Below are 23792 nucleotides of genomic sequence, written 5' to 3' on the forward strand. Positions count from 1 at the left end.
ATAGCGATGCATACCCGCCTTAAGGTTTCTTCAGAGTCCCTTAAGACTTCCTCCAGATACTGCCCACATTCCCACTGTTGCCTGGAGGGCAGTCATGAACAGTGTCGAGTGGCACGAAGCGTTCCCCTTTTCTTTCGGACATGAGCCACAACAGCACTACCTTTCCCTGATGCAGCCTAGTGACCACGGGCGCACCAACGTCGAATCCTTCATTCAAAACCGTTTTCGGCACGTGCACGGCGCAGATGTGCGCCAGTTCATGCCTGAGCTGCTGGCCATGCGTAATCACCATGGTGCACTGAATGCGGCGGTGGGCATCCGTCTCGCCGACGGCAACCCGCTGTTCCTCGAGCAATACCTGGAGTCTCCCGTGGAGAACCGGTTGTCCGCCTTGGCATCCAGGCCGGTGGCACGTCATCAGGTAGTGGAAGTAGGCAACCTGGCGTCCATGAGTGCCGGCAATGCCCGGTTGATCATCGTCGCCGTGACCTGGCTGCTGGCCAGGCGCGGACTGGAATGGGTGGTGTTTACCGGTGCCACAACCCTCATCAACAGCTTCCGCCGTCTGGGTCTCGACCCATTGGTGCTCGGCCAGGCAGACCCGCAACGCCTCGGTCAGGAGCGCGAACTCTGGGGCACCTATTACGAGCAGCGGCCTCAGGTCTTTGCTGGCAACATCCTTTACGGCTACGCACAGCTGGAGCAGTGCGGGGTCTTCGACCGCCTGGGTTTCCCGCAAATCATGCTGGAGGCTGACCATGCGGCCTGAGCTTGAGCGCTTCCGTGAAACGCTGCATGAGCATGCACGCATGCGACCCAGCAGCCTGGCGCTGCGCGGCGAAACGGAGCGTTACGACTATGCCGCGCTGCTGGCCGAGGTCGAGCGGCGCGAACGTATGCTGCGCCAGGAGCCTGCAGGCGTATTCGCGCTGGGTCTGGAAAACGGCCCGCAAGCCGTGCTCTGGGACCTGGCCGCACTGCTGGCCGAGCGGCCTTGCCTGATCCTGCCGCCGTTCTTCAGCCCGGCGCAACGCGCCCATTGCCTGGAGCAAAGCAGGGCCAACCTGCTAATGGCGGGTCCGGAACTGGCCGACGAGTTGAAAGCCGCCGGCTACCAGCCCGACGGAGGCTTCTGGCGCAAGCCCGTTGAACTTGACGATGGGCTGCCAAGCGGCACTGCAAAAATCACCTACACCTCTGGCACCACCGGCCAGCCAAAGGGCGTCTGCCTCAGCGCCGAAGCCCTGCTGCGAGTGGCGCGTGAATTGGAGAATGTCAGTCGCCCGGCCCAACCCCAGCAATATCTGGCCGTACTACCTCTCGCTGTGCTGCTGGAGAATCTCGGGCTTTACGCCGCCCTGATCGCCGGCGCCACACTGACACTTTTGCCACAGCGGCAAGTAGGCATCCAGGGCGCCAGCGGTGTGGATTGGCAGCGTTTCCTGGGCACCCTGGTGCTCAGCGGTGCGCAGAGCATGATCCTGGTACCGCAACTGCTGCTCGGACTGGTCACCGCCCTGGAGCGCGGCTTGTTGCGTACTGACCAGTTCCGCTTCGTCGCCGTGGGCGGTGCGCGGGTATCGCCAGCGCTGCTGGCCCGTGCGGCCAAGCTGGAGCTGCCGGTATTCGAGGGCTACGGTCTCTCCGAGTGCGCCTCGGTGGTGTGCCTGAATCGCACTACTGCCAACCGCCCAGGCAGTGTCGGACAGCCGCTACCCCATGTGCGGGTGAAGCTGGCGAACGACGGCGAAGTGCTGGTCAACGGCTCGCACCTGCTGGGCTACCTGGGCGAAACCCCGTTCACGGGGGAATGGTGGCCGACCGGCGATATCGGCGAGTTCGATGCCGATGGCTATCTCTACCTCAAGGGCCGCAAGAAGTACCAGTTCATCACCAGCTACGGCCGCAATGTGAACCCGGACTGGGTCGAAGCCGAGCTGACCCAGCGCGGCGTGATCGCCCAGGCCTTCGTCCATGGCGAGGGCTTACCCGGCAACCTGGCGTTACTGCTGCCGCTGGACCCGACCTGCGATGACGACACCTTGGCTCAGGCCGTATCCCGCGCCAATGCCCAGCTTCCGGACTACGCCCGCGTACACGCCTGGCACCGGCTGAGCGAACCCTTCACTCCGGCCAACGGGCTGCTTACCGCCAATGGCCGACCCCGTCGCGAGGCGATCCTCGCGCGTTACCGAGACACCCTTTTCGAACTTGAAACCAGTGAGGTTGCACCATGAATTTCTTCGACGAACTGCAAGCAGCCACCGCCCGCGAACGGGAAGCGCTGTTCAGCGTCCCGGTGATCCGCGAAGCACTGGCCGGTGAGGTCAGTCTGGAGGGCTATCGCGCCTTCCTCGTCCAGGCCTACCACCACGTGCGCCACACCGTCCCGCTGATGATGGCCTGTGGCGCCCGCCTGCCCTCGCGCCTGGAATGGCTGCGTGGCGCGGTATGCGAATACATAGATGAGGAATACGGCCATGAGCGCTGGATCCTCAACGACATCGCCGCCTGCGGCGGAGACGCCGAACAAGTCGCCGGCAGCCAGCCCACGCTGCCCATCGAACTGATGGTGGCCTACCTCTACGACCTGATCGCACGCGGCAACCCGGTCGGCCTGTTCGGCATGGTCAACGTCCTTGAAGGCACCAGTATCGCCCTGGCCACCCAGGCTGCCGGCACCATCCAGAAAAGCCTTGGCCTGCCCGAGACCGCTTTCAGCTACCTGTCCTCCCACGGCAGCCTGGATCAGGACCATATGGTCACCTACCGGAAGCTGATGAACCGTCTGGAAGATGAAGACGACAAGGCCGCTGTGATCCACGCCGCCAAGGTGGTCTATCAGCTCTACACCGAGATGTTCCGTGGCCTGCCGCGCGCCGTGCCGGTGACCGTCAACGAGGTGCGCCATGCAACTTGCTGATTGCCGGGTATTGTTGACCGGTGCCAGCGGCGGCATCGGCCTGGCGCTGGCGGAAGCACTTTGCGCGGGGGGCGCGCGCGTGCTGACTGTGAGCCGCAACCGCGACGCTCTGGAGGACTTGCTGCGTCGCTACCCGGACGCGATGTCCTGGGTTGGTGCGGACCTGCGGGAAGCCCATGAGCGCAAGCTGGTGGTGGACGCTGCGCGCCGTCTGGGCGGAGTCAATTTGCTGATCAACGCCGCCGGGGTGAACCGCTTCGCCCTGCTGGAGCAGATCGAAGAGAGCGAAATCGAAGACATGCTGGCGCTCAACGTCTGCGCCACCTTGCAACTGACCCGCGCAATGCTGCCCATGCTGCGCCAGCAACCCCACGCACTGGTGGTGAATGTCGGCTCCATCTACGGCTCCATTGGCTATCCCGGCTATGCCGTGTACTGCGCCAGCAAGTTCGCCTTGCGCGGCTTCTCCGAAGCTTTGCGCCGCGAGCTGGCGGACACGACGGTGAACGTGCTCTACATCGCCCCCCGGGCTACGCGCACCAGCATGAACAGCAGCGCGGCCATGGCCCTGAATGCCGAGCTCAAGGTCGGCATGGACGAGCCGGCGTATGTCGCCCAGGCGGTCATCGCAGCCATCGAGAAAAACCTTTCCGAACTCTACCTGGGCTGGCCGGAAAAACTCTTCGTGCGCATCAACAGCATGCTGCCCGGGCTGATCGATCGAGCCCTGCACAAACAGCTGCCGATCATCCGTCGCTTCACCTCCCCTACTCATGCCAAGGAACACTCATGATGAAAAGACTGCTCTGCTCCCTGGGCCTCCTGCTGGCCCTCAGCGGCCCGACCTGGGCCCTCGACGGTGCAAACGGACAACGCCTGACGGAAATCCAGCAGCGTTGGGCCGAAATCCAGTACCAGACGCCAAAAAAGCAGCAAGCCGCCGAGTTCGAGAAGCTGGCTGCGCAATCCAGCGCCTTCACCCGTAGCGCACCAAATGCCGCCGAAGCCTGGATCTGGCATGGCATTGTCACCAGCAGCTGGGCCGGTGCCGATGGCGGCCTGGGTGCCCTGGGCAAGGTCAAGGACGCCCGCGCTGCGCTGGAGAAAGCCATCCAGCTCGACCCGAACGCACTGCAAGGCTCGGCCTACACCAGCCTCGGTGCCCTGTATGACCGCGTGCCGGGCTGGCCCGTAAGCTTCGGCGATGAAGATGAAGCGGAAAAACTGCTGCGCAAGGCCCTGCAGCTCAACCCCAACGGTATCGACAGCTTGTACTTCTGGGGCGACCACCTTTACCGTCAGGGCAATGACAAGGAAGCACGCGAAGCGCTGCTCAAGGCCAAACAGGCACCACCGCGCCCCGGCCGCGAACTGGCCGACCAGGGCCGGCGCCAGGAAATCGATGCTTTACTGCAGGAAATTCAAAAGTAAAAAAGGACTGCAATGCGACTCTTGCTCGTCGAAGACGATAACGCCCTGGGGGCCGGCGTTCGCGCCGGCCTGCGCCAGGAGGGCTACACAATCGATTGGTTGACTGATGGCGTCAGCGCCCTGCACGCGCTGCTCAATGAGAACTTCGACCTGGCGGTGCTCGATCTGGGGCTGCCCCGGCTCGATGGCGTCCAGGTGCTCCGGCAACTGCGCGCCAGCGGCTCGAACCTGCCGGTGCTGGTCCTTACCGCCCGCGACGCCACCGATGACCGCATCATCGGCCTCGATGCCGGGGCCGATGATTACCTGGTCAAGCCGTTCGACCTCAACGAACTGAAAGCGCGCCTGCGCGCCCTGCTGCGGCGCAGTGCCGGGCGCCCACAGCTGCTCATCGAGCACGCCGGCGTGACACTCGACCCCTCCTCGCAACAAGTTACCTACGACGGTCAGCCGATACAGCTGACGCCCAAGGAATATGTCCTGTTGCACGAACTGCTCTCGCAGCCAGGCAAGGTGCTGACCCGCGAGCGGCTGGTGCAGAGCCTCTACGGCTGGGACGAGGAGGCGGAGAGCAACACGCTGGAGGTGCATATCCACCACCTGCGCAAGAAACTCTTCAGTGAGCTGATCCGCACGGTTCGGGGCATCGGATACGTGGTGGAAGCGCGCCCATGATGTCATTGCAACGCCGCATTCTGTGGCTGGTAATGTGCCTGCTGTTGCTCGGCAGCCTGCTGATCGCCCTGTTCAACTACCTCGACAGCAGCCACGAGGTGGCGGAAATCTACGATGCGCAACTGGCCCAGAACGCCCGGATGCTGCAGGGCATGATGCACCTGCCCATGGCCAGTGCCGAACGTGAGCAGCTCTACGCCGCATTCAATGACGCCTTGAGCAAGGTCGGCCCACATGAAGTTGGCCACCCCTATGAAAGCAAGCTGGCCTTCCACATCTGGAGCCTGGATGGCCAGAGCCTGGTGCGCTCAGCCAGTGCGCCGGCTTTCGACGCACGGCCACAACGGCCGGGCTTCCACGATTACGCCCTGGGCAGCGAGCGCTGGCGCGGATTCGTCTTGCCGGACCCAACCAAGGGCTTACTCATCTGGGTTGGCGAGCGGGACGACGTTCGCCAGGAACTGGTGGAACGCATCGTCCTCCACACCCTGACGCCCAACCTGATCGGCGTGGTGATACTTGCCGCCCTGGTTTGGAAAGCCATCGGCTGGGGCCTGCGCCCACTGCAGAACATGGCGGAAGTCATCCGCAACCGCAGCGCGGACTCCCTCGCCCCACTGCAGATCGTGCCCCTGCCGAAGGAGCTTGAGCCCATGCAGGCTGCGCTCAACCGGCTGCTCGGGCAGATCGACCAGGTGCTGCAGCGAGAACGCCGCTTCATTGGTGATGCTGCCCATGAGATGCGCACGCCACTGGCCGTGCTGCGCCTGCATGCGCAGAATGCCCTGGAGGCCACCAGCGAAGAACAACGCAACGAGGCCCTGAAATTCCTGACCGTGGGTGTCGACCGCCTGGCACGGGTGTTCAACCAGCTGCTGACCATGGCACGGGTCGAGCCGGAACTGGCCTGGCAGAAATGGCAACCCATCGAACTGGGCTCAGTGGTACGCGAGCACCTGGCCGAGCTGACGCCGCTGATCTTCGACAGGGGCCTGGAGCTTTCCCTGGAAGTCCCCGAGCGAAACTTCAGGACGACCAGCGATGCCGCGGCCATCGGCATCGCCCTGCAGAACCTGATCACTAATGCCGCAAACTTCTCCCCACCCGGTGGGGAAGTAAAAGTCAGCCTGGCGGACGACGAGGCAGACCAGTTCGTGATCCGTGTCGAGGACCTGGGACCAGGTATCGACGAGAAGAAGATCGAGCGCCTGTTCGAGCGTTTCTACAGCCAGGACAACCCGCAAGGTGCTGGGCTTGGGCTGGCCATCGTCGAGATGATCGCCACTCGCCTGGGCGGCAGCATCAAGCTGCGCAACCGAGCCGAAGGCGGACTCTGCGCTGAACTGCGACTGCCGAAGCGGTCGCTCGGGTAGTAACGCGCCAGGAATGCAGGAAGCGGCTTGCCGAAATCCGGCGTCCCGCGCGGGCCTGCCTGGCCGAGGGCAAAGTGCGCCATGTGGCCCCGCAGGAATCAGGAGTGCTTGCTGCAGGTACTCCAACATATCGTCCGCAATCCCCCGAAGTTTTCGGGGTTTGCGCCGATCTGCTGAATGCCCGTTTGAATCGTTTCGTCACAATCACCCAACCCAGCATGACATTTTCTTCACACGCCATCTGGCAATGTTCCCCGCCGGCCCCGGTACCGACACATACCTGTAATATGTCCTGCCGTGAACCCTTCCGCCGTTCAGAGGTTTTCTCCCTCCGACAATGCTGGCATTTCGCTCGCCGGATTTTCTTCAGTTGCTTTATGGATGTTTGATCGCATGACTGCCAAGGAATCAATCACCTCTCGCCCGACGTTGGCCCGTCAGGGGATCCCGACCGTCAAGGGACACCTGACGTTCACCTTGCTCAGCGCTGCTGCGCTGATGGTGATGTACAGCCTGCTGCGCCTGGCCCTGCTGGTTTACAACCGCGAGCTGATCGGAGATAGCCCGGCTTCGGTATTCGTCGAGGCATTCCTCAACGGGGTGCGCTTCGACCTGCGCGTGGTGGTGTTCGCCTGCATTCCGCTGATGTTGTCGCTGCTGAGCACGCGTGCGATGGCCGCCCGCAACCTGCACAAGCTCTGGCTTACAGCCTTTGCCAGCCTCACCCTGCTGCTAGGCATCAGCGAACTGGACTTCTATCGGGAGTTCCACCAACGCCTGAACAGCCTGGTGTTCCAGTACATGCAGGAAGACCTGGGCACAGTCGGCAGCATGGTCTGGAACGGCTTCCCGGTAGGTCGCTACCTGCTGGCCTGGGCCGTTGCCACCTGGCTGCTGTACCAGATGTTCCGCGGCCTCGACCTGCTCAGCCGCCCGCAGTCCAAGGCTGCACCGCACCACGCTGCACACCATGCCCCCGCGCACTGGGCCGCACGTTCGGTCGTCTTCACCCTGTGTCTGGTGGTAGCCGTGGTCGCCGCCCGTGGTCACGTGCGCCAGGGTCCTCCGCTGCGCTGGGGCGATGCCTTCACCACCGAATCGATGTTCGCCAACCAGTTGGGTCTCAACGGCACCCTGACGCTGGTGGACGCGGCCAAGAACAGCTTCTCGTCCCACCGCGACAATGCCTGGAAGGCCACGATGCCCGATGAGGATGCACTGGTCGCCGTTCGGGAAATGCTGTTGACCCCCAACGATACGCTGGTGGACGCCGACACCGCAGCAATCCGCCGTGACTTCACCCCTCCGGTCGAAGCCACCCTGCCGATCCGCAACGTCGTGGTGATCCTCATGGAGAGCTTCGCCGGCCGCTACGTCGGCGCCCTCGGCAACACTGACAGCATCACCCCCAACTTCGACAAGCTGGCCAAAGAAGGCCTGCTGTTCGACCGATTCTTCTCCAATGGCACGCACACCCACCAGGGCATGTTCGCCTCCATGGCGTGCTTCCCCAACTTACCTAGCTTCGAGTACCTGATGCGCACCCCCGAGGGCGCACACAAGTTCTCCGGCCTGCCGCAGTTGTTGAGCGCGCGCGATTTCAACGACGTTTATGTCTACAACGGCAACTTCCAGTGGGATAACCAGTCCGGCTTCTTCGCCAATCAGGGCATGACCCGTTTCGTCGGCCGTGAAGACTTCGTCAACCCGGTATTCATGGACCCCACGTGGGGCGTATCTGACCAGGACATGTTCGACCGCGCAGCTGTGGAGTTGGACAAGTTGCCCAGCGACAAGCCCTTCTACGCCTTGCTGCAAACCCTCTCCAACCACACGCCCTACGCCCTGCCCAAGGATCTCCCTGTGGAGCCGGTCACCGGGCACGGCTCCCTGGATGAGCACCTGACCGCCATGCGCTACGCCGACTGGTCGCTCGGCCAGTTCTTTGAGAAGGCGCGTCAATCGCCTTACTTCAAGGACACCCTGTTCGTCCTGGTTGGCGACCACGGCTTCAGCAGCCCTCAACAGCTCACCGAGATGGACCTGTTCCGTTTCAACGTGCCACTGCTGCTGATTGGTCCGGGTGTGCAGGAGAAATTCGGCAGCCGCAACCATAGCGTCGGCACCCAGATCGACGTGGTGCCCACCATCATGGGCCGCCTGGGCGGCGACGTACGCCATCAGTGCTGGGGGCGTGACCTGCTGAATCTGCCGGAAGGCGATCCGGGCATTGGCGTGATCAAACCGTCCGGTAGCGACCAGACTGTTGCGATCGTCAGCAGTGACCGCATCCTGGTGCAACCGAGGGACTTGCCGCCGCGCCTTTACCAGTACCAGCTGGGCGCCGATGCCAAGGCCGAGCGCGTACCTGGCGACAGCGACCCACGCCTGCAGAAGTACCTGGAAGCGTTCCTGCAGACCGCGACCAAGAGCCTGTTGAATAACACCGCAGGCGTGGTGAACGGTGTGCCAGACAAGCAGTAAGGCCTGCGCGGCCCCTTGCGAGTGAATTGACCCTCAAGGTCGAGGCTGCTCCAGATGAAAAAGCCCCCGCTGCCTGACGGCACCGGGGGCTTTTCAATGGCCATACGCGCCGTTGCCAAGAGCCCCCACTCGGGTCGCACAACGCAAGGGGGGATGGTGACGCGTAACCCATACGGGCCTGGCCGCCCCCCCGCAGCCGCTCGTCCACGGGAGAATTGCCGCTGAGGACCCAGGGGTGGGGGGTGGTCAGAACACCTGCAACAAGCGGATATTCACCCGGCCATCCTCCCGAAATCCGTTCTCCACCTCAAAGTCCCGCCCGTAGGTGGCCGCCACCTGCGTCTGAGGCAGGAAGAACCAGGAGAAACCCAGCGACCACTTGCCGTTCTCTTGCCGGTCATCCAGCCATTGTCGATCGACCTGGTTCTCGCCGCCGTCGAGCCACGAGAGGCCCGCGCGCAAGTCCAGCGTCGGGCTGAGCTGATAGCGCAGAAACCCCTGGTACTGGTAGCTGGGCTTCTGCCGATGGGTCCAGCGACCGCTGCCGTAGTGGCGGTTGCGGCCGTAGAACATCGCATCAGCCGAAAGGTCCAGCGACAGCTTCTCGGTCAGCCCGGTTACATAGCCGGCCTGAAGATTGAACTTCCAGCGATTCTCACCAAGATTCAACGGGTCATCGGAGTCATACTCGCCCAAGGGCAGGAACAGGTACGGCGTGATACCGAAGTGGCGACGATTGTCGGGGTCGTTGACTAGCCAAAGCGGCATGGCGAGGATGGGGTCGGCCAGGCCCTCGGTATCTTCCAGGCCATTGCGCCCGTCGAGCCGGCCAAAGGGCACCAGCACCTGCGGCGCCACCCGGTAACCGGCAAGGTCGGTGTAATGGACCAGACGCAGGATGCCGATCTCCGAGTCCAACCCGGGCGAATCGGGAATGCGTTCTCCCTGCTGGTAGAGGTGGTCGCGTTCGGCGCCTTGAAGATAGAGCAGGCCCAGCGTGGTGCCGGCAGGTGCCGGGACGTAGTCGCCGGCATCCAGGTCCAGCGCACGGGCTGGCTGGAGGGCCGACAGGCAACACACCAGCAACCCCAGGCTCCAGGCTGCAACCCAGGTTCTGTTATCGACTGTGGACGGGCCAGCCAGGCTGGTCCCTTGGTAGACAGGCAGCATCGTGCATCCTCGTTTCTTGTTGTTCTACCCCGCCAGGGGGCCGGACAACCCTGGCGCAGGATGCGTGCCACGCCTTGCCCAACATATCTAACCGATTGAATTTCATCATTTTCCCAAGATTAATTCATGGAAAAAACCTGCCCATGAACATCATTGGAAGTTACAGGTGTAAGGCCAGCTGTAAGGCCGCTTTACAACCATCGGGCAGGTGACGACCACGGTCTAAACTCGTAAGGTGTGGTCGAACGTGCCAGCCCGCTCCGCCACGCGCTGCCGCCGAACAAGAACAAGATCGTCATCGCGGATACCGGGGACACCGCGTCGCCCGCTGTCCGAGGAGGCTGCATGAGCACCATTTCGACTCCGAGCCTGCATATCGACACCGTGTTGTCCTACGCCGCCGACGCCAACGCCACGCAGCCAGGCCCGGGCCGCGAGCCCATCATTACTCGCTCGTGGAAGCGCTGTATCCAGGACTACGGCCTCGATCCGTCCAAGCCTGCACCACCTCGCTTCGTTCCGCGCCAGGTGCTGCGCGAGCACCAGGACCAGGCCGACGAGTTGATCAACGTCGCCCGCGCTGGCGTCGAGCAGCTGTACCGACACATCGCCGAGTTGGGTTACGTAATCCTGCTCACCGACAACCGCGGCATCACCGTGCAGTTCCTGGGCGACCCGCTGGATGAGGCCAGTCACCGCAAGACCGGGCTCTACCTCGGTGCGGACTGGAGCGAAGACCACGCTGGAACCTGCGCCGTCGGCACCTGCATCAAGGAGCAGCAGCCGCTCACCTGCCACCACCACGATCATTTCAGCGCCCACCACATCGCCCTGACCTGCACCGCAGTGCCGATTTTCAACCCCCAGGGCCAGCTGCTGGCGGTACTCGACATCTCGGCGCTCAACTCGCCTCCCTCGAAGGACTCCCAGCAATTCGCCCTGCAGTTGGTCAAACAGTATGCGCGGATGATCGAGGATGCCTACTTCCTGCGGCGCTACCGCGAAAGCCACATCCTGTGCTTCGATCGCTCGCGCGAGTTCGTGCTGATCAATCGCCAATACCTGCTCGCGCTGGCCGGTGACGGTACGCTGCTCGCAGCCAATACCGCCGCCCGCAACCTGCTCGCCGAATGTGGCCTGGCACTTCCCGAACGCGCCTCGGCGCTGGCGCGTCAAGTGCGAATCCAGGACCTGTTCGACTGCGAGCCGGATGATATTTTCAGCATTCCCCACGCCAGCCCCGACCAGGTACGCGCCTTCCGCACCCACCGGCAGAATGCACTGTTCTTCGCCGCCCTGATGGAGCCCAGCCGGCAGCCGGTCGCGACTCTGGGCAACCCCGCGCAACAGGCGCTGTGCCCTCTGGACGAACTGGCCGATGACGACCCGGCCATGCGCAAGATGCTCGCCCGAGCCAAGCGCCTGTGCAGCGAACCACTCAACGTGCTGCTCAACGGCGAGACCGGCACCGGCAAGGAGCGCCTGGCGCGGGCGCTGCACGACAGCAGCAACCGCCGCAAAGCCCCCTTCATCGCCATCAACTGCGCGGCGATGCCCGAATCCCTGATCGAAAGCGAATTGTTCGGCTACCAGCCTGGCACCTTCACTGGTGCACGCAGCAAGGGCATGCGCGGACTGATCCAACAGGCCGATGGCGGCACCCTGTTCCTCGACGAAATCGGCGACATGCCGCTGCACCTGCAAACCCGCCTGCTGCGCGTGCTGGCAGAACAGGAGGTGATGCCGCTGGGTGGCGAGAAACCGATCAAGGTCGACATCCGCGTCATTGCCGCCAGCCACCGCGACCTGCGGCAGATGATTGAGGCCGGGCAGTTCCGCGAGGACCTGTTCTACCGGCTCAACGGCGCTACCCTTCGCCTGCCCCCACTGCGCGAACGCGCCGACAAGGGTTATCTGATCGAACGCGTGTTCAGGGAGCTCTGCGAGCAGCGTCAGCGCATTGCGAGGATTCGCGGCGATGCCATGAGCGCCCTGCTGGGGTATGGCTGGCCAGGCAATATCCGCGAACTGCGCAACGCCCTGCAGTACGCCCTGGCGACTGCCGAAACGGAAGAAGTCACAGTCAACGACCTGCCCGACGAGTGCCTGCCCAGCGTCAATCCCCGCCAGGCCGAACGCCCCCTGCCCCTCCAGGAACAGCAGGGCAGCCAGGCCCGCGACCTTGAGGACACCCTGCGCCGTCACCGCTGGAACGTCAGCGCCGCGGCCCGCGAGCTGGGGATGTCGCGGCCGACGCTGTATCGCTGGATGAAGGTCTTCGGCATAGTCGCGCCCAACGCTCAGGATTGATTTTGATGCGCGTCATATTGCGGCCGGTTGGCCGCTGCTAGGCTTCGCGCCGATGACGCAGGAGAACGCATGAACGACTCACCCGATCACCGCTCCGTAGACGTATTTCCCTACCTCCAGCAGCTTTACGAGCGCGGTGGGTCCGACCTTTTCCTCAGCGTCGGCGCTCCGCCGCACATGAAGGTTGAAGGGCACAGCCAGCCAGCGGGCGAAGAGGTGCTCAAGCCAGGCGAAGTCCAGCTGATGGCCTACCAGCTGATGACCCAGAAGCAGATCGCCGAATTCGAGCGCGACCTGGAGATGAACCTCGCCGTCAGCGTGCAGCGCAGCGGGCGCTTCCGGATCAACGTCTACTACCAGCGTGGCGAGGTCGCCATGGTGATCCGCCTGATCAAGAGCGACATCCCCAGCGTCGCCGCACTCGGCCTGCCGCCGATCCTGGAGAAACTGTCGATGCAGGACCGCGGCCTGATCCTGGTGATCGGCGCCGCCGGCTCCGGCAAGTCCACCACCCTGGCGGCGATGCTGGACTACCGCAACCGCCACCGCAGCGGCCATATCGTCTGTATCGAAGATCCGATCGAGTTCCTCCATTCGCACCAGAAGTCCATCATCGACCAACGCGAGATCGGCCTGGACACCCACAGCTTCTCCGACGCCCTGCGCAACGTGCTGCGCGAAGCCCCGGACGTGATCATGCTTGGCGAGATCCGTGACCTGGATACCATGCAGCACGCCCTGCACTACGCCGAAACCGGCCACTTGTGCCTGGCGACCCTGCACGGCACCAGCAGCAGCCACGCCATCGAGCGCATCGCCCGTTTCTTCCCTGAAGAGGCGCGGCGCCAGGTGCTGGCAGACCTGTCGCAGAACCTGCTGGCGATGATCGGCCAGCGCCTGGTGCCGGGCCTGGCGCAGAATCGGGTGGCGGCGGTGGAGCTGATGCTGGGCACACCGTACATCCGCGACCTGATCCAGCGCGATCAACTCGATGACCTCAAATCCGCCACCGAGCGGGCGCTGGAACAGGGCATGCAGACCTTCGACCAGCACCTCTACACGCTCTTCCAGACGGGGCGAATCTCCCTGGCCGATGCGCTGAAGTTCGCCGATTCGCGCACCGACCTGGGCCTGAAGATCAAGCTTGAGCGCGGCTTCGGTGCCGCCGACGCGGAAATGAAGGTTCTGCGCGACGGTTGAGCCTTGAGCTAAACAGCCATGCTGGGTCCTTGACTCGGGGCACATCTTGCCTGCTTCGGGTGTCCGCAATTCCATTGGTCGACCCGATGACCGGTTTTCACCTACGGCAGCAGGCAATGGGCACCCTGCTATCGTTTTTCAGGTAGTTCCATTGTCACGACTGCGGTCGTTGCCGGCCGTAGTCTTACCCGCAGCGGATCGCCGCCATGAAGCCAGCCCACCTCGCACACCCGGGTCCTTCAGCTACCCAAAGCGCGCCCATTTCTGACAGACACCGCCACACGACAGGCAAGTACGGAAGCATCATCGCCCTGCTGATGCTGTTCACGGTCGGCAGCGCCTGTGCCGATCTCAAAGCAGAGTCCGACGTTCAACGCGGCCGCTATCTGATCCAAGTCTCCGGCTGCAATGACTGCCACACCCCCGGCTACATGGAGACCGACGGCAAGGTCGACGAGAAACTCTGGCTCACCGGCAGCCAGCTCGGTTGGCGAGGCCCCTGGGGGACGACCTATGCCTCCAACTTGCGGCTGGTGGTGCAGAACCTCACGGAGCAGCAATGGCTGAGCCACGCACGCGGCCCGTGGCGGCCGCCCATGCCCTGGTTCAACCTGCGCAAGATGCGCGATGAGGACCTGATGGCGATCTTCCGTTACATCCGCCACCTCGGCCCCTCAGGCGCGCCGGCGCCCCTCTACTTGCCCCCGGACCAGATGCCGAAGATGCCCTACGCGCAGTTTCCGGGCGCGGTGCCCTGAGCGACGCTTGGACGATCGACATGCTCCAGGGCCTCCGATTTCGCTGCCGTCCGACGGCTCGAAAATAAAAAGGTTAGGCATTCCTCGAAAGCACAGGTATTGTGTCGGGCGCTGTGATGCATGTGTCGCCGGGAAATGGTCTGTACTCAAGCGGTCCCCTCTTCATCGGTTGCTGACCTTCTGCACTCAGTGACAGGCTGGAAAGATCCAGCCGAGCTTTAACTCAGTTTCTAGGAGACATTCCAATGTCCGAGCGCCAAACCGGCACCGTCAAGTGGTTCAACGATGAAAAGGGCTACGGTTTCATTACCACCGATAACGGTCCGGATCTGTTCGTTCACTACCGTTCTATCCAAAGCGCCGGCTTCAAAAGCCTGAAAGAAGGCCAGAAGGTCTCTTTCATCGCTGTGCAGGGCCAAAAAGGCATGCAAGCCGACGAAGTGCAAGTGATCTGATCACGCACAGAATGAAGAAACCGGCCTTCGGGCCGGTTTTTTTTTCCGGATACCTTCCAGGGCTGCCCCATCGCGGCGGGCCCGGAACGAGGATGTGACATGCGAATCAAGAACTCCCACAGCCGCACCCCGAAAGCACCGCCGGCAACGGCCACCAGCGAGTCGCTGGAAGCCCAGGTAGCAGCCTTCCTCAAGCAAGGCGGGGAAATCCAGGAAATCGCCAAGGGCGTCAGCGCCCAGGTGACCCCGAGCCGCCATATCCGCATCGGCAACAAGTAAGACGCTTGCGCGCCCCCGGGCGGAAGGGTGCAATGCCCCTCCGCCGGGCGCCAGGGCCGGGCTGAACCGGCCCACGTCTGCCGATGGGCAGGCGCCGCTTGACCAGCATCAGTCAGGGCTACACTTCCACGCTGGCCACATTGGCCGCAAAGGGACAAGCCAGTTGGGGGCTGGAAACAGCGAGATGAGAGGTGTGCCATGCAGCGGCATTACTACGTCAGCGACAACCTCAACGATCTGGAAAAGGTCGAAAGCGAACTCGAAGCCTGCGGCATCGATCACGAGCAGATCCATGTCCTCAGCGAACGCGACGCCGAAGTCGAAAAGCACCAGCTACACGACGTTTCGTCCGTCATGAAACGCGACCTTGTACATTCCAGCCTAATCGGCGTTGGCATCGGCCTGGCGCTGGCAGTACTGATGCTGCTGATGGCCTGGTTCAGTGGCTGAACCGAGACCTCCGTCGGCTGGGTTCCATTCGTTTTCCTGGCTGTGGTCCTGTTCGACTTCAGCACCTGGGAAGGTAGCCTGTTCGGAATCCAGACGCCCAATCCCATCGTCAAACGCTTCGAGCAGCTCCTGCGCGATGGCAAGCGCATATTCTTCGTCGATGTGAAGCCGACCCAGGAGGAAATCCTCACGCGCGAGGTCAGCCATCACCCAGTGCTGAAACGGGCGGGTACCGGGCAGGCCACGCCCGACTGGGCCGAAGGGTTGCAGCACAGGCTGCATCAGCTGCACCGGATGGTGTAGGCCTGGAGCGGATGACCGTCAGGCGCCGCCTTCCCCCTCTGACTCCGGCCCGGCGCTGGCTCGGGCTTCGGCCGCCAGCCAATCGATCAATCGGCGGACCTTCTCCGCTGGTGTCGTTTTGCGACTCCACGCCAGGCGGTACTCCCAGGGCGTGCGCAGCCTGCAGCGTTCCGCGAACGGCACCACCAGGCGGCCATTGGCGATGTCGTCACTGGCCAGCGCCGTGGTGCCCAGGGCGAATCCCTGGCCGCTTACGGCGCCCTGGATCGCATGGCCGATCAGGCCGAATCGCATCCCCCCCGCCTGAGGCTCTGCTTCACCGACATAGGCGGCAAACCAGTCATCCCATCCCGGTAACCTCAAATTCGCGGCATTTCTCCAGTGCGTGTGGATCAGCCGCGCCTTTAGCAGGTCGCGCGGTGCGTCGAACGGCCCGAATTGTTCAAGGTACGCCGGGCTGCACACCGGAAAGAAGGTTTCGCAGAACAGCCGCTCGCTGGCCTGAGCTGGGGAATCAGCCGTGGTGAAACGAATCGCCAGGGTGGCCTCTCCGCGTTCCAGGTCGGTGAGCTGCTCTGTGGCTTCGAGGCTGAGGGTGATGTCTGGATTATCGGCGGCGTACTGATTGAGCCGGCGCATCAGCCAATGGCTGGCAATGGAGGGTGCACAGGTGATGTGGATCGGCCCGTCGTCTTGGCCCCGCAGCTCATCGGCACCGCGAATCAGCAGGTCGAAGGCCTGGGAAACGGTAGCGGCCAGCTTTCGTCCGTTTTCGTTGAGGCTGACCGTATTGCGCGTACGGTCGAACAGGCTGACCCCGAGTTCGGCCTCCAACAGACGGATCTGCCGGCTTACGGCGCCAGGGGTGACGGACAACTCCTGGGCGGCTTCGGTGAAGTTACGGCGGCGAGCAGCCACCTCGAAGGTACGCAGGGCAATGAGCGACGGAAGACGCATGGCGGTTCGCTTTGAGTTTGGCTCAAAGCATAATGACAAAACATCGTTTGAATGCAAGGCACGGCAGCCCGATCCTGCGCACATTGGCCGCACCTGCGGTTTCCCTGCCTAGCGAGTTTGTTGATGAAAGCTTCCCGCCTGCCCCTGGACTGGTTCGCCTGTGGCTTGATGTTCCTCCTCTGTATCTGCTGGGGATTCCAGCAGGTGGCGATCAAACTGGTGCTGGATGACGTACCGTCGATCCTGCAACTGGCGATCCGCTCCGGCGGCGCGGCGCTGGTGCTCGGGGCGCTGGTCCTGTGGCGCGAAGGCCGCAACGCTTTCAACGACGGCACATTGCTGCCCGGCATCAGTGTCGGGGCGCTGTTCGCGCTGGAATTCCTTTTCATTGGCCAGGGCCTGAACCACACCAGCGCATCGCACCTCTCGGTGTTCCTCTACACAGCGCCAATGTTCGCCGCCCTGGGCCTGCACCTGATGCTGCCGGAGGAGCGTCTGTCACCCTTGCAATGGGCCGGCGTGCTGGTTGCGTTTGGCGGCATCGCGCTGGCGTTCCTGGGACAATCGACGGATGCGCCCGGCAGCATGCTGCTCGGCGACGCCTTCGGGGTGTTGGCGGCGCTGGCTTGGGGCGCTACCACACTGGTGATCCGTGGCTCGTCCCTGTCGGACGCCTCGGCGGTGAAGACGCTCTTCTACCAATTGTTCGGTGCTGCCTTGCTGCTGTTCGCCGTGGCTTTCGCCACCGACCAGACGCAGATGATCTTGACCCAGGACGCCTTGCTCAGCCTGGGCTTCCAAGTGGTGGTGATCGCCCTGGTCAGCTACCTGGCCTGGTTCTGGCTCTTGCGCAAATACCTGGCCTCGCGTCTTTCGGTGCTGTCCTTCATGACGCCGCTGTTCGGCGTGGCCTTCGGTGTGCTGGTGCTGGGCGAGAGCATCGAGCCCTCGTTCGCGATCGGTGCGGCCCTGGTGCTCGCCGGCATTCTCCTGGTGAGTGGCACCGAGCTTTTGCGTGAGCGCCTGGCGCGCCGGGCGGTTGTCGCATCCGAAGCCTGATGGCGCGATAGCCGCCGTAAGCCGGCTGGATATCCACGGGTGCCGTCCCTCCGCCGGAGCCAGCTTGCTGGCGAAGGCGCGGGTGGATTCGCGAGCAAGCGCGCTTCGACGCCAGTAGAGCCCTCAACGCCGCCGGATACGCTCCACCATCACCCTACCGTCAGCACCCAAACGCCCTCGCACTTCGACGTAATCACCCACACCAGAGGACTTGTCGATTCGGCTGCCTGGGCCGACCACCAGCGGCAGGCTATCGAGGGTCCAGCCCTCCCCCAGCATGCCCTGAAGACGCAATCGTGAGCCGACCGGGCTGGATGCAGGGCGGCCCTGGGCGTCGCGGGCGCCCTGGTCGATCCAGTCGACAATGAGCTGGATCTCCACCTCGCTGAGGTACGGTGGGCCGTCATAAGGCATCTGTGGCAGGGACTGCCCACGAATGCGTCGCACCAGCTCGCTGGCACCGGCCGAGCCCGGCACGATGCGCGCTCGCTCGCCGTGATCCAGGGCAGTTTCATAGGAGATCAGCAGGAAGCCTTCCGGCGCCGAGCCCATCAGGCCGTAACGCGAGTGGCACTTGGCGCAGCGCATGGCGAAGATCGGCGCGACATGCGCATAGGTGACCGGCTGCCCGGCCGCCGGGTGCTGCAACGGCTGCGTCTCGACAGTGCTGGACGAAGGCCGTGAGCCTGGTTGCAGGCCCTCGGCAATCCAGCGCTCGAACAGGGCGATTTCCGCATCACTGAGAAACGGCGGTCCGGTCATCGGCATCCGTGGCAGGCTGATGCCCTTGAGCCGCCGGATCAGCTCACTGCCCGACGGATCGCCGCTGACCACCACCGGGCGAACCTTGCTGCCCTTGAGGAGGTCATCGAGGTTGGTCAGCCGCAATCCCAGAGGCGCCGCTTCTCCCGCATGGCAAAGCACACAGCGACTTTGCAGGATCGGCTGGATATCGTCGAAGGTAGCCGCCGGCACTCGAGTGCCGCCAGCCAGGAGGGCAAGGAAAAACGGCAGCCACCGCAGTATCCGCCTGGTCATGTTGCCTCTCTCTCGCCCCCGAATATGCCGCTAAGCCTAGTGAAGCCATCCCATTCACGCAGATTCTCGGGAACCCTGCCCATGATCTCCCAGTCTGTCCTTCTGAGGCTGGCGGACGTCGGCCCCAAGCCCCGGGTTCGAATCAGTCGCCGCTGCGTACCCGGGGCTTGTCCCTGCCCGCCTTTCACGGAAACGTCTGCATACAGAATCCCAACCCTGGCTGGTTTTCCAGACGACAGGTCTAGGCAATGATGGCGACCGCGCCGGACAATGGCCGGTAGCTGAATGAGCTGCATACCGCATCACTGGAGAATCACTGCATGAAACCTGCTTCACGTCCTGTCGCCCTGGTCCTTGCAACGAGCCTGCTGGCAAGCCTCGCCGGCTGCGAGCTAGCTGAGGAATCTGCCGACAAGCTGGCGCGCAAGGCCGAGGAAGCCGCCCAGGACATCGCCCGGGAAGCGATCGGCGACGCCGTCAACGAGTTGAACAAGAAGGTCGATGAGGTCCAGGCCTCCGCCAAGGAGTTACTCAACGAGCCCCGGAAACAAGAGCAGCGCAGGGACGAAGAGCCGCGCACCGAGCAGCACCGCGGCCAGGAAGACGAGAACATGATGCCGCCGTCCGGCGTCGAGACCTGAACTGAATCACTCGCCGCGTAGCGCATCTACAGGATGCAGCCGCGCAGCGGCACGGGCCGGCGCAATGCCGGCCATCACACCAATCACCCCGGATAGCACCATTGCCAGGATCAGCACACCCGGGCTCAAGGCCAAGGGCAGCCCCGGCAGGGCGAGGTGCAGCCCGCCCAGTAAAATCCCCATCAGCACCAGTCCCAGGAGGCCGCCGGCCAGCGAAAGCAGGATTGCCTCCGCGAGGAACAGGCCCAGCACCTGTCGCGGGCTGGCGCCGACGGCCCGCAGCAGGCCGATTTCGGCGGTGCGCTCACCCACGGTGGTGGTCATGATGGTGAGGATGCCCACCGCCCCGACCAGCAGGGAGATGCCGCCCAGAGCGCCAATCGCGATGGTCAGCACTGAAAGGATGCGCCCGAGGCTGGCCAGCATGTCGTCCTGGGTGGTGATGCTGAAATCCTCCTCGCCATGGCGCTCGATGAGCGCGGCACGGATGCGTTCGGCCAGCTGGACCGAGCCGATGCCGGCGTTGAACACCACATCGATCTCCATCAGCCCTTCCCGGTTGAACAGGCTTTGCGCCCAGTCCACGGGAATGTAGGCGATGTCGTCGAGGTCGAAGCCGAGCAACTGCCCCTTCTTTTCCATGACTCCGATCACCCGGAAGCGCGTACCGCCGATGCGCACGAGCTCCCCCAGCGGATTGGCGTCCCCGAACAGTTCGGTCCGGAGCTTCTGGCCCAGCACCGCATAGGGAGGTGAGCGCCCGTCGCGCGCTGGCGGCAGGAACTGCCCCAACGCCAACTGGAAGCGCCAGGCCTCAGCGAGCTGGTGGCCGCCACCGATGATGTCGCTGCTACGGCTGAACTGCTGGAACTGGATGTCGCCGGTACCCTGGATGATCGGCACCACCGCTTCGACATGTGGTAGACGACCGAGCGCCTCCGCATCAGCCGGGGTCAGCGGGCGCACACTGCTGAGAATGCCACCCAGCCCGCCGGTCTGCGTCTTGCCCGGGTGGATGGCGATGATCCGTGTACCGAACTGCGAGAAATTATCCAGTACGTAGCCGCGCAGCCCTTCGCCAATGGCCGTGAGCAAGGCTACGGCGGCGATGCCGATGGCCACTCCAAGCATCGTCAGCAGGCTGCGCAAGGGCCGGCTGGTAAGCGCCGAGGCGGTCAGGGCGAAGCCATCCTGGAGGCGCATCATGGCCGTCATCGCCCCGCCTGCGGGCGCAAGGCATCTACCGGCTCCATCGCGGCGGCGCGGCTGGCCGGTAACCAGGCGAACAGCAGGGCCGTCACCAGGCTCAGGCCCAAGGCGCTGGCCTTGGCCCACCAGGGCGCGTGCAAGGGGAAGTCCCAGAGCTGGCGCCCCGCCCATAGCAGAACCTCCCCCAGCAGTAGGCCGCTCACTGCCCCTGCCAGGGCCAGCAAAGCCGCCTCGCCCAGGAACAGCAGGCGCACTTGGGCAGCGGTAGCGCCTATGGCCTTGAGCAGGCCGATCTCTGCCGTGCGCTGGTTCACCGATATCCAGGTCACGTTCATGATCAGGATTCCAGCCACCATCAGGCTGATGGCCGCGATGCCTGCCAGCGCCAGGGTCAGGGCGCGGAGGATGTCGGCAAAGGCCGCAAGCATGGAGTCCTGCCCGATCAGGGTGATGTCCTCCTCCCCTTCATGGCGCTCGCGGATGGTCGCGCGGATCTGCTGCTTGCCACTCTCCAGCAGGCCAGGTCCACGCATCTCGGCAAAGATGCGGAACAACCCCTCGCGGTTGAACAGGGCCTGGGCGCTGGCTACGGGAATGATGAGCATCTCGCCGAAATCCATGCCCAATGACTCGCCACGCTCAGCCAGGATGCCGACCACCCGGAAGCGCCGGTCGCCCGCGCGCAGCCAATGACCTAGCGCAGGCTGGGTGCCGAACAGCTCGCCGCGCAGCTTGGCGCCTATGACGCAGACCGCCTGCGCCTCACCGAAATCGAGCAGCGGCAACACTTGGCCCTGGCTGACCTCCAGTTGCCGAATGGCGAAGAAATCGTGGCTGGTTCCTAGTGTGAAAGCTTCGCGGTTGCGGCTGCCGACGTTGACCTCGACCTGCCCGGCCTGCAGCGGTGCTACCCGCAGCACTGACGGCAGGCGGGCGATGGCGGCTGCATCCTGCAGAGTCAGGTCGCGCGGCGCCAATCCGGTGATCGGGGGCATTCCACCACTGGTTTCCTTGCGCCCTGGCAGAACGATCACGGTGTTGCGCCCGAGCACCGAAAACTCACCCAGGATGTAGGTGCGCGCACCTTCGCCGAGCCCGGTGAGCAGACTTACGGCGATCACCCCGATGCCCACCGCCAGAAGCAGCATCAGGCTGCGTGAGCGGTGCCCGCGCAGCGCTCCGAGCCAGAGGCCAATCGCGTCGGCAGCACGCATCATTGCCGCCGATCCTCGACGATGCGTCCGTCACGCATCGCCAGCTGGCGGCTGGCCCGCGCCGAGAGCTCGGTGTCATGGGTCACCACCACCAGGGTCAGCCCTTCGCGGTTGAGCTCTTCGAGCAGGGCAATCACTTCGCCTCCGGACTGGCTGTCGAGGTTGCCGGTGGGCTCATCGGCCAGCAGCAGCGAAGGCGTCATGCACATGGCACGGGCAATGGCCACGCGTTGGCGCTGGCCTCCAGACAATTCGCCGGGGCGGTGAGCCAGGCGATCGGTCAGGCCCAGCCGTTCAGCCAGGACGGAACTGCGCCGGTGCCGCTCGACCGGTTCGATACCCGCCAGGAGCATGGGAAGCTCGATGTTCTCCCGGGCGTTGAGCCGAGGGATCAAGTGATAGGACTGGAACACGAAGCCGATCCAGCGGCTACGCAACTCGGCCCGGTGTACTTCGTCCAACCCAGCCGTGGCCTCGCCACGCAGCCAGTACTCACCAGCATCCGGCACATCGAGCAGTCCGAGGATGTTGAGCAGGGTGGACTTGCCGGAGCCGGAGGGACCCGTGACAGCCAGGTACTCGCCAGCCGCAACCTCCAGGTCGACGGCATCCAGGCCCATCACCCGCTGCTCGCCCAACTGGAAGCAACGCGTCACGCCGCTCAGGCGGATCATGGCTCGGGCTCCACCGCCTCCTCAGGGACCACTGCCAGGCCATCAGCGAGTTTCTCCACGTCGAGGCTGGAGAGGATCCGCTGGCCCGGCTCCAGGCCGGCGGTGATCTCGGTCCAGCGCCAGTTGCCGAGGCCGGTCTTGACCTTGGTCTCACGCAGTACGCCGGCCTCGGCGTCGTAGCGATAAACGCGGCGACCCTCGAATAGTGTCTCGGTGGGGATGCGCAGCACCTCGTCTTTGTGCTGCAAAAGGATTTCCACGTCGGCGCTGTAGCCCGTCAGCAAGGTGACGCCGGACGGCACGCTGTCGAATTGCACCTCGACGTCCACTGTTCGCGCCTGTTTTTCCAGATCGCGAACGAAGGGGGCAATGCGGCTGACCCGTCCTTCGAAGTGGCGGTTGCGGAAAGCGTCCAGGCTGATCCGGGCCGGCATGTCCAGAGCCACACGAGCAGCGTCCACTTCGTCGATCGGCGCCTCGACATACAGGCAACTGTCATCAATCAGGTCCACGGCGGGTGGCGTGGGAATACCCGGTGGCGAGGGGGTGACGTATTCCCCCAGCTCACCGTTGATCTGCGCCACGATGCCCGCGAAGGGTGCACGCAAGGTGGCTTGGTCGAGCAAGGACTGCTGCAGGGCCAGTTGCGCCTCAGCCTCATGGATCAGGACATCGCTTGCATCACACACCAACTGTGCCAGGTTGGCCCGGGTTTCGGCCTGGTCCAGTTGATCGGCGGCGGCCAGCTTGCGCTCGGCCAGGTGACGCAATCGTTCCAGGTCGCGACGGTTCAGCTGGGCCTGCTGGCAACGCTGCTCGCGGGCATTGCGCTGGCCCGCCAGGCGCGACCGTGCTTCAGCGACGCGCGCCTGTCGATCATCCTGGCGCAAGCGCAACAGGACCTCGCCTGCCTGGACGCGCTGGCCCTCGTCGATCAGCAATTCGGTCACCTGCCCTCCCAGATTGAAGGACAGTCGCGAGCGCCGGCAGGACTTCAATGTACCGGCACGGGTATTGGCCACCAGGGTTTCAACGGTTCCTTTCTCGACCGTTACCAGTCGCACAGGCAGGGGCTGCGGGCGACTCCACCACCAGAGCAGCAAGCCCAGAACCGCCAGCGCAGGCACCAGAATCAGGAGTTTGCGCATGCCCTCCTCCCACGAAGCTGATTCGATCAGCCTAGGTGCTG

At 63.9% G+C, this 23792-nt stretch carries 22 protein-coding genes and 1 pseudogene; 16 read left to right on the plus strand and 7 right to left on the minus strand.

Going from position 1 to position 23792, the window contains the following annotated elements; genetic code table 11:
- Positions 1 to 94: 94 nt before the first annotated feature.
- The 8 genes from J7302_RS10350 to J7302_RS10385 all read left to right on the plus strand — a co-directional run bounded on the left by J7302_RS10350 (position 95) and on the right by J7302_RS10385 (position 8886).
- Positions 95 to 769 carry a thermostable hemolysin gene (locus J7302_RS10350; RefSeq protein ID WP_215373546.1) on the plus strand — a complete coding sequence of 225 codons (675 nt, stop codon included), beginning with the start codon at positions 95 to 97 and terminating at the stop codon, positions 767 to 769.
- Positions 759 to 2237: an AMP-binding protein gene (locus tag J7302_RS10355; protein ID WP_215373549.1), complete on the plus strand. Its 1479-nt coding sequence runs from the start codon at positions 759 to 761 to the stop codon at positions 2235 to 2237. Before J7302_RS10350 ends, J7302_RS10355 begins: the two co-directional genes overlap by 11 nt.
- A complete protein-coding gene (locus J7302_RS10360) occupies positions 2234 to 2923 on the plus strand; it encodes a TenA family transcriptional regulator (protein ID WP_215373551.1) in 690 nt (229 codons plus the stop codon). Before J7302_RS10355 ends, J7302_RS10360 begins: the two co-directional genes overlap by 4 nt.
- Positions 2910 to 3716 carry an SDR family oxidoreductase gene (locus J7302_RS10365; RefSeq protein ID WP_215373553.1) on the plus strand — a complete coding sequence of 269 codons (807 nt, stop codon included), beginning with the start codon at positions 2910 to 2912 and terminating at the stop codon, positions 3714 to 3716. The genes J7302_RS10360 and J7302_RS10365 overlap by 14 nt, the downstream gene beginning before the upstream one ends.
- Positions 3716 to 4354 carry a tetratricopeptide repeat protein gene (locus tag J7302_RS10370; RefSeq protein ID WP_215373555.1) on the plus strand — a complete coding sequence of 213 codons (639 nt, stop codon included), beginning with the start codon at positions 3716 to 3718 and terminating at the stop codon, positions 4352 to 4354. The genes J7302_RS10365 and J7302_RS10370 overlap by 1 nt, the downstream gene beginning before the upstream one ends.
- Positions 4355 to 4366: 12 nt before the next feature.
- On the plus strand, positions 4367 to 5029 hold the full coding sequence (locus tag J7302_RS10375) for a response regulator (RefSeq protein ID WP_215373557.1): 663 nt from the start codon (positions 4367 to 4369) through the stop codon (positions 5027 to 5029).
- Positions 5026 to 6402, plus strand: a complete 1377-nt coding sequence (locus J7302_RS10380; protein ID WP_215373559.1) for an ATP-binding protein — start codon at positions 5026 to 5028, stop codon at positions 6400 to 6402. Before J7302_RS10375 ends, J7302_RS10380 begins: the two co-directional genes overlap by 4 nt.
- 393 nt (positions 6403 to 6795) lie before the next feature.
- Positions 6796 to 8886, plus strand: a complete 2091-nt coding sequence (locus tag J7302_RS10385) for an LTA synthase family protein (protein WP_215373561.1) — start codon at positions 6796 to 6798, stop codon at positions 8884 to 8886.
- A gap of 246 nt (positions 8887 to 9132) precedes the next feature.
- Here J7302_RS10385 and J7302_RS10390 read toward each other — a convergent pair whose 3' ends face one another.
- Positions 9133 to 10056 (minus strand): transporter, encoded by a 924-nt coding sequence (locus J7302_RS10390; RefSeq protein ID WP_215373563.1) that lies wholly within the window; start codon positions 10054 to 10056, stop codon positions 9133 to 9135.
- Positions 10057 to 10401: 345 nt separating this feature from the next.
- On the opposite strand from J7302_RS10390, the gene J7302_RS10395 reads away from it, so the two are divergent.
- The 6 genes and pseudogenes from J7302_RS10395 (at position 10402) to J7302_RS10420 (ending at position 15811) form a co-directional block, all read left to right on the plus strand.
- A complete protein-coding gene (locus tag J7302_RS10395; protein ID WP_215373565.1) occupies positions 10402 to 12366 on the plus strand; it encodes a sigma-54-dependent Fis family transcriptional regulator in 1965 nt (654 codons plus the stop codon).
- A 69-nt stretch (positions 12367 to 12435) separates the two neighbouring features.
- Positions 12436 to 13566 (plus strand): PilT/PilU family type 4a pilus ATPase, encoded by a 1131-nt coding sequence (locus J7302_RS10400; protein ID WP_215373567.1) that lies wholly within the window; start codon positions 12436 to 12438, stop codon positions 13564 to 13566.
- A 206-nt stretch (positions 13567 to 13772) separates the two neighbouring features.
- On the plus strand, positions 13773 to 14324 hold the full coding sequence (locus J7302_RS10405) for a cytochrome C (protein WP_251701985.1): 552 nt from the start codon (positions 13773 to 13775) through the stop codon (positions 14322 to 14324).
- A gap of 245 nt (positions 14325 to 14569) precedes the next feature.
- Entirely contained in the window at positions 14570 to 14779 is a 210-nt protein-coding gene (locus J7302_RS10410) for a cold-shock protein (protein WP_044871522.1), read from the plus strand.
- A gap of 99 nt (positions 14780 to 14878) precedes the next feature.
- Complete coding sequence (locus tag J7302_RS10415) at positions 14879 to 15058, plus strand: hypothetical protein (protein WP_215373569.1); 180 nt, start codon at positions 14879 to 14881, stop codon at positions 15056 to 15058.
- Positions 15059 to 15256: 198 nt separating this feature from the next.
- Positions 15257 to 15811: pseudogene (locus J7302_RS10420) on the plus strand (magnesium transporter).
- Positions 15812 to 15829: 18 nt separating this feature from the next.
- On the opposite strand, the gene J7302_RS10425 reads toward J7302_RS10420, so the two are convergent.
- Complete coding sequence (locus J7302_RS10425; protein ID WP_215373571.1) at positions 15830 to 16768, minus strand: LysR substrate-binding domain-containing protein; 939 nt, start codon at positions 16766 to 16768, stop codon at positions 15830 to 15832.
- Positions 16769 to 16891: 123 nt separating this feature from the next.
- On the opposite strand from J7302_RS10425, the gene J7302_RS10430 reads away from it, so the two are divergent.
- The gene (locus J7302_RS10430) at positions 16892 to 17827 is read left to right on the plus strand and encodes a DMT family transporter (protein WP_215373573.1); all 936 of its coding nucleotides are present in this window, start codon (positions 16892 to 16894) and stop codon (positions 17825 to 17827) included.
- Positions 17828 to 17950: 123 nt separating this feature from the next.
- Here the strand turns inward: J7302_RS10430 and J7302_RS10435 are convergent, their stop codons facing one another.
- The gene (locus J7302_RS10435; protein ID WP_215373575.1) at positions 17951 to 18865 is read right to left on the minus strand and encodes a c-type cytochrome domain-containing protein; all 915 of its coding nucleotides are present in this window, start codon (positions 18863 to 18865) and stop codon (positions 17951 to 17953) included.
- A 320-nt stretch (positions 18866 to 19185) separates the two neighbouring features.
- On the opposite strand from J7302_RS10435, the gene J7302_RS10440 reads away from it, so the two are divergent.
- Complete coding sequence (locus J7302_RS10440) at positions 19186 to 19506, plus strand: hypothetical protein (protein WP_215373577.1); 321 nt, start codon at positions 19186 to 19188, stop codon at positions 19504 to 19506.
- Positions 19507 to 19512: 6 nt separating this feature from the next.
- Here the strand turns inward: J7302_RS10440 and J7302_RS10445 are convergent, their stop codons facing one another.
- The 4 genes from J7302_RS10445 to J7302_RS10460 are packed head-to-tail and all read right to left on the minus strand — an operon-like array spanning position 19513 to position 23751.
- Complete coding sequence (locus tag J7302_RS10445) at positions 19513 to 20709, minus strand: ABC transporter permease (RefSeq protein WP_215373835.1); 1197 nt, start codon at positions 20707 to 20709, stop codon at positions 19513 to 19515.
- 8 nt (positions 20710 to 20717) lie between these two features.
- The gene (locus J7302_RS10450; protein WP_215373837.1) at positions 20718 to 21929 is read right to left on the minus strand and encodes an ABC transporter permease; all 1212 of its coding nucleotides are present in this window, start codon (positions 21927 to 21929) and stop codon (positions 20718 to 20720) included.
- Positions 21929 to 22603, minus strand: a complete 675-nt coding sequence (locus J7302_RS10455; RefSeq protein WP_215373579.1) for an ABC transporter ATP-binding protein — start codon at positions 22601 to 22603, stop codon at positions 21929 to 21931. Before J7302_RS10455 ends, J7302_RS10450 begins: the two co-directional genes overlap by 1 nt.
- Entirely contained in the window at positions 22600 to 23751 is a 1152-nt protein-coding gene (locus tag J7302_RS10460) for an efflux RND transporter periplasmic adaptor subunit (RefSeq protein WP_215373582.1), read from the minus strand. Before J7302_RS10460 ends, J7302_RS10455 begins: the two co-directional genes overlap by 4 nt.
- Positions 23752 to 23792: the final 41 nt, after the last annotated feature.

This window comes from Metapseudomonas boanensis, assembly GCF_018704125.1.
Classification (GTDB): domain Bacteria; phylum Pseudomonadota; class Gammaproteobacteria; order Pseudomonadales; family Pseudomonadaceae; genus Metapseudomonas; species Metapseudomonas boanensis.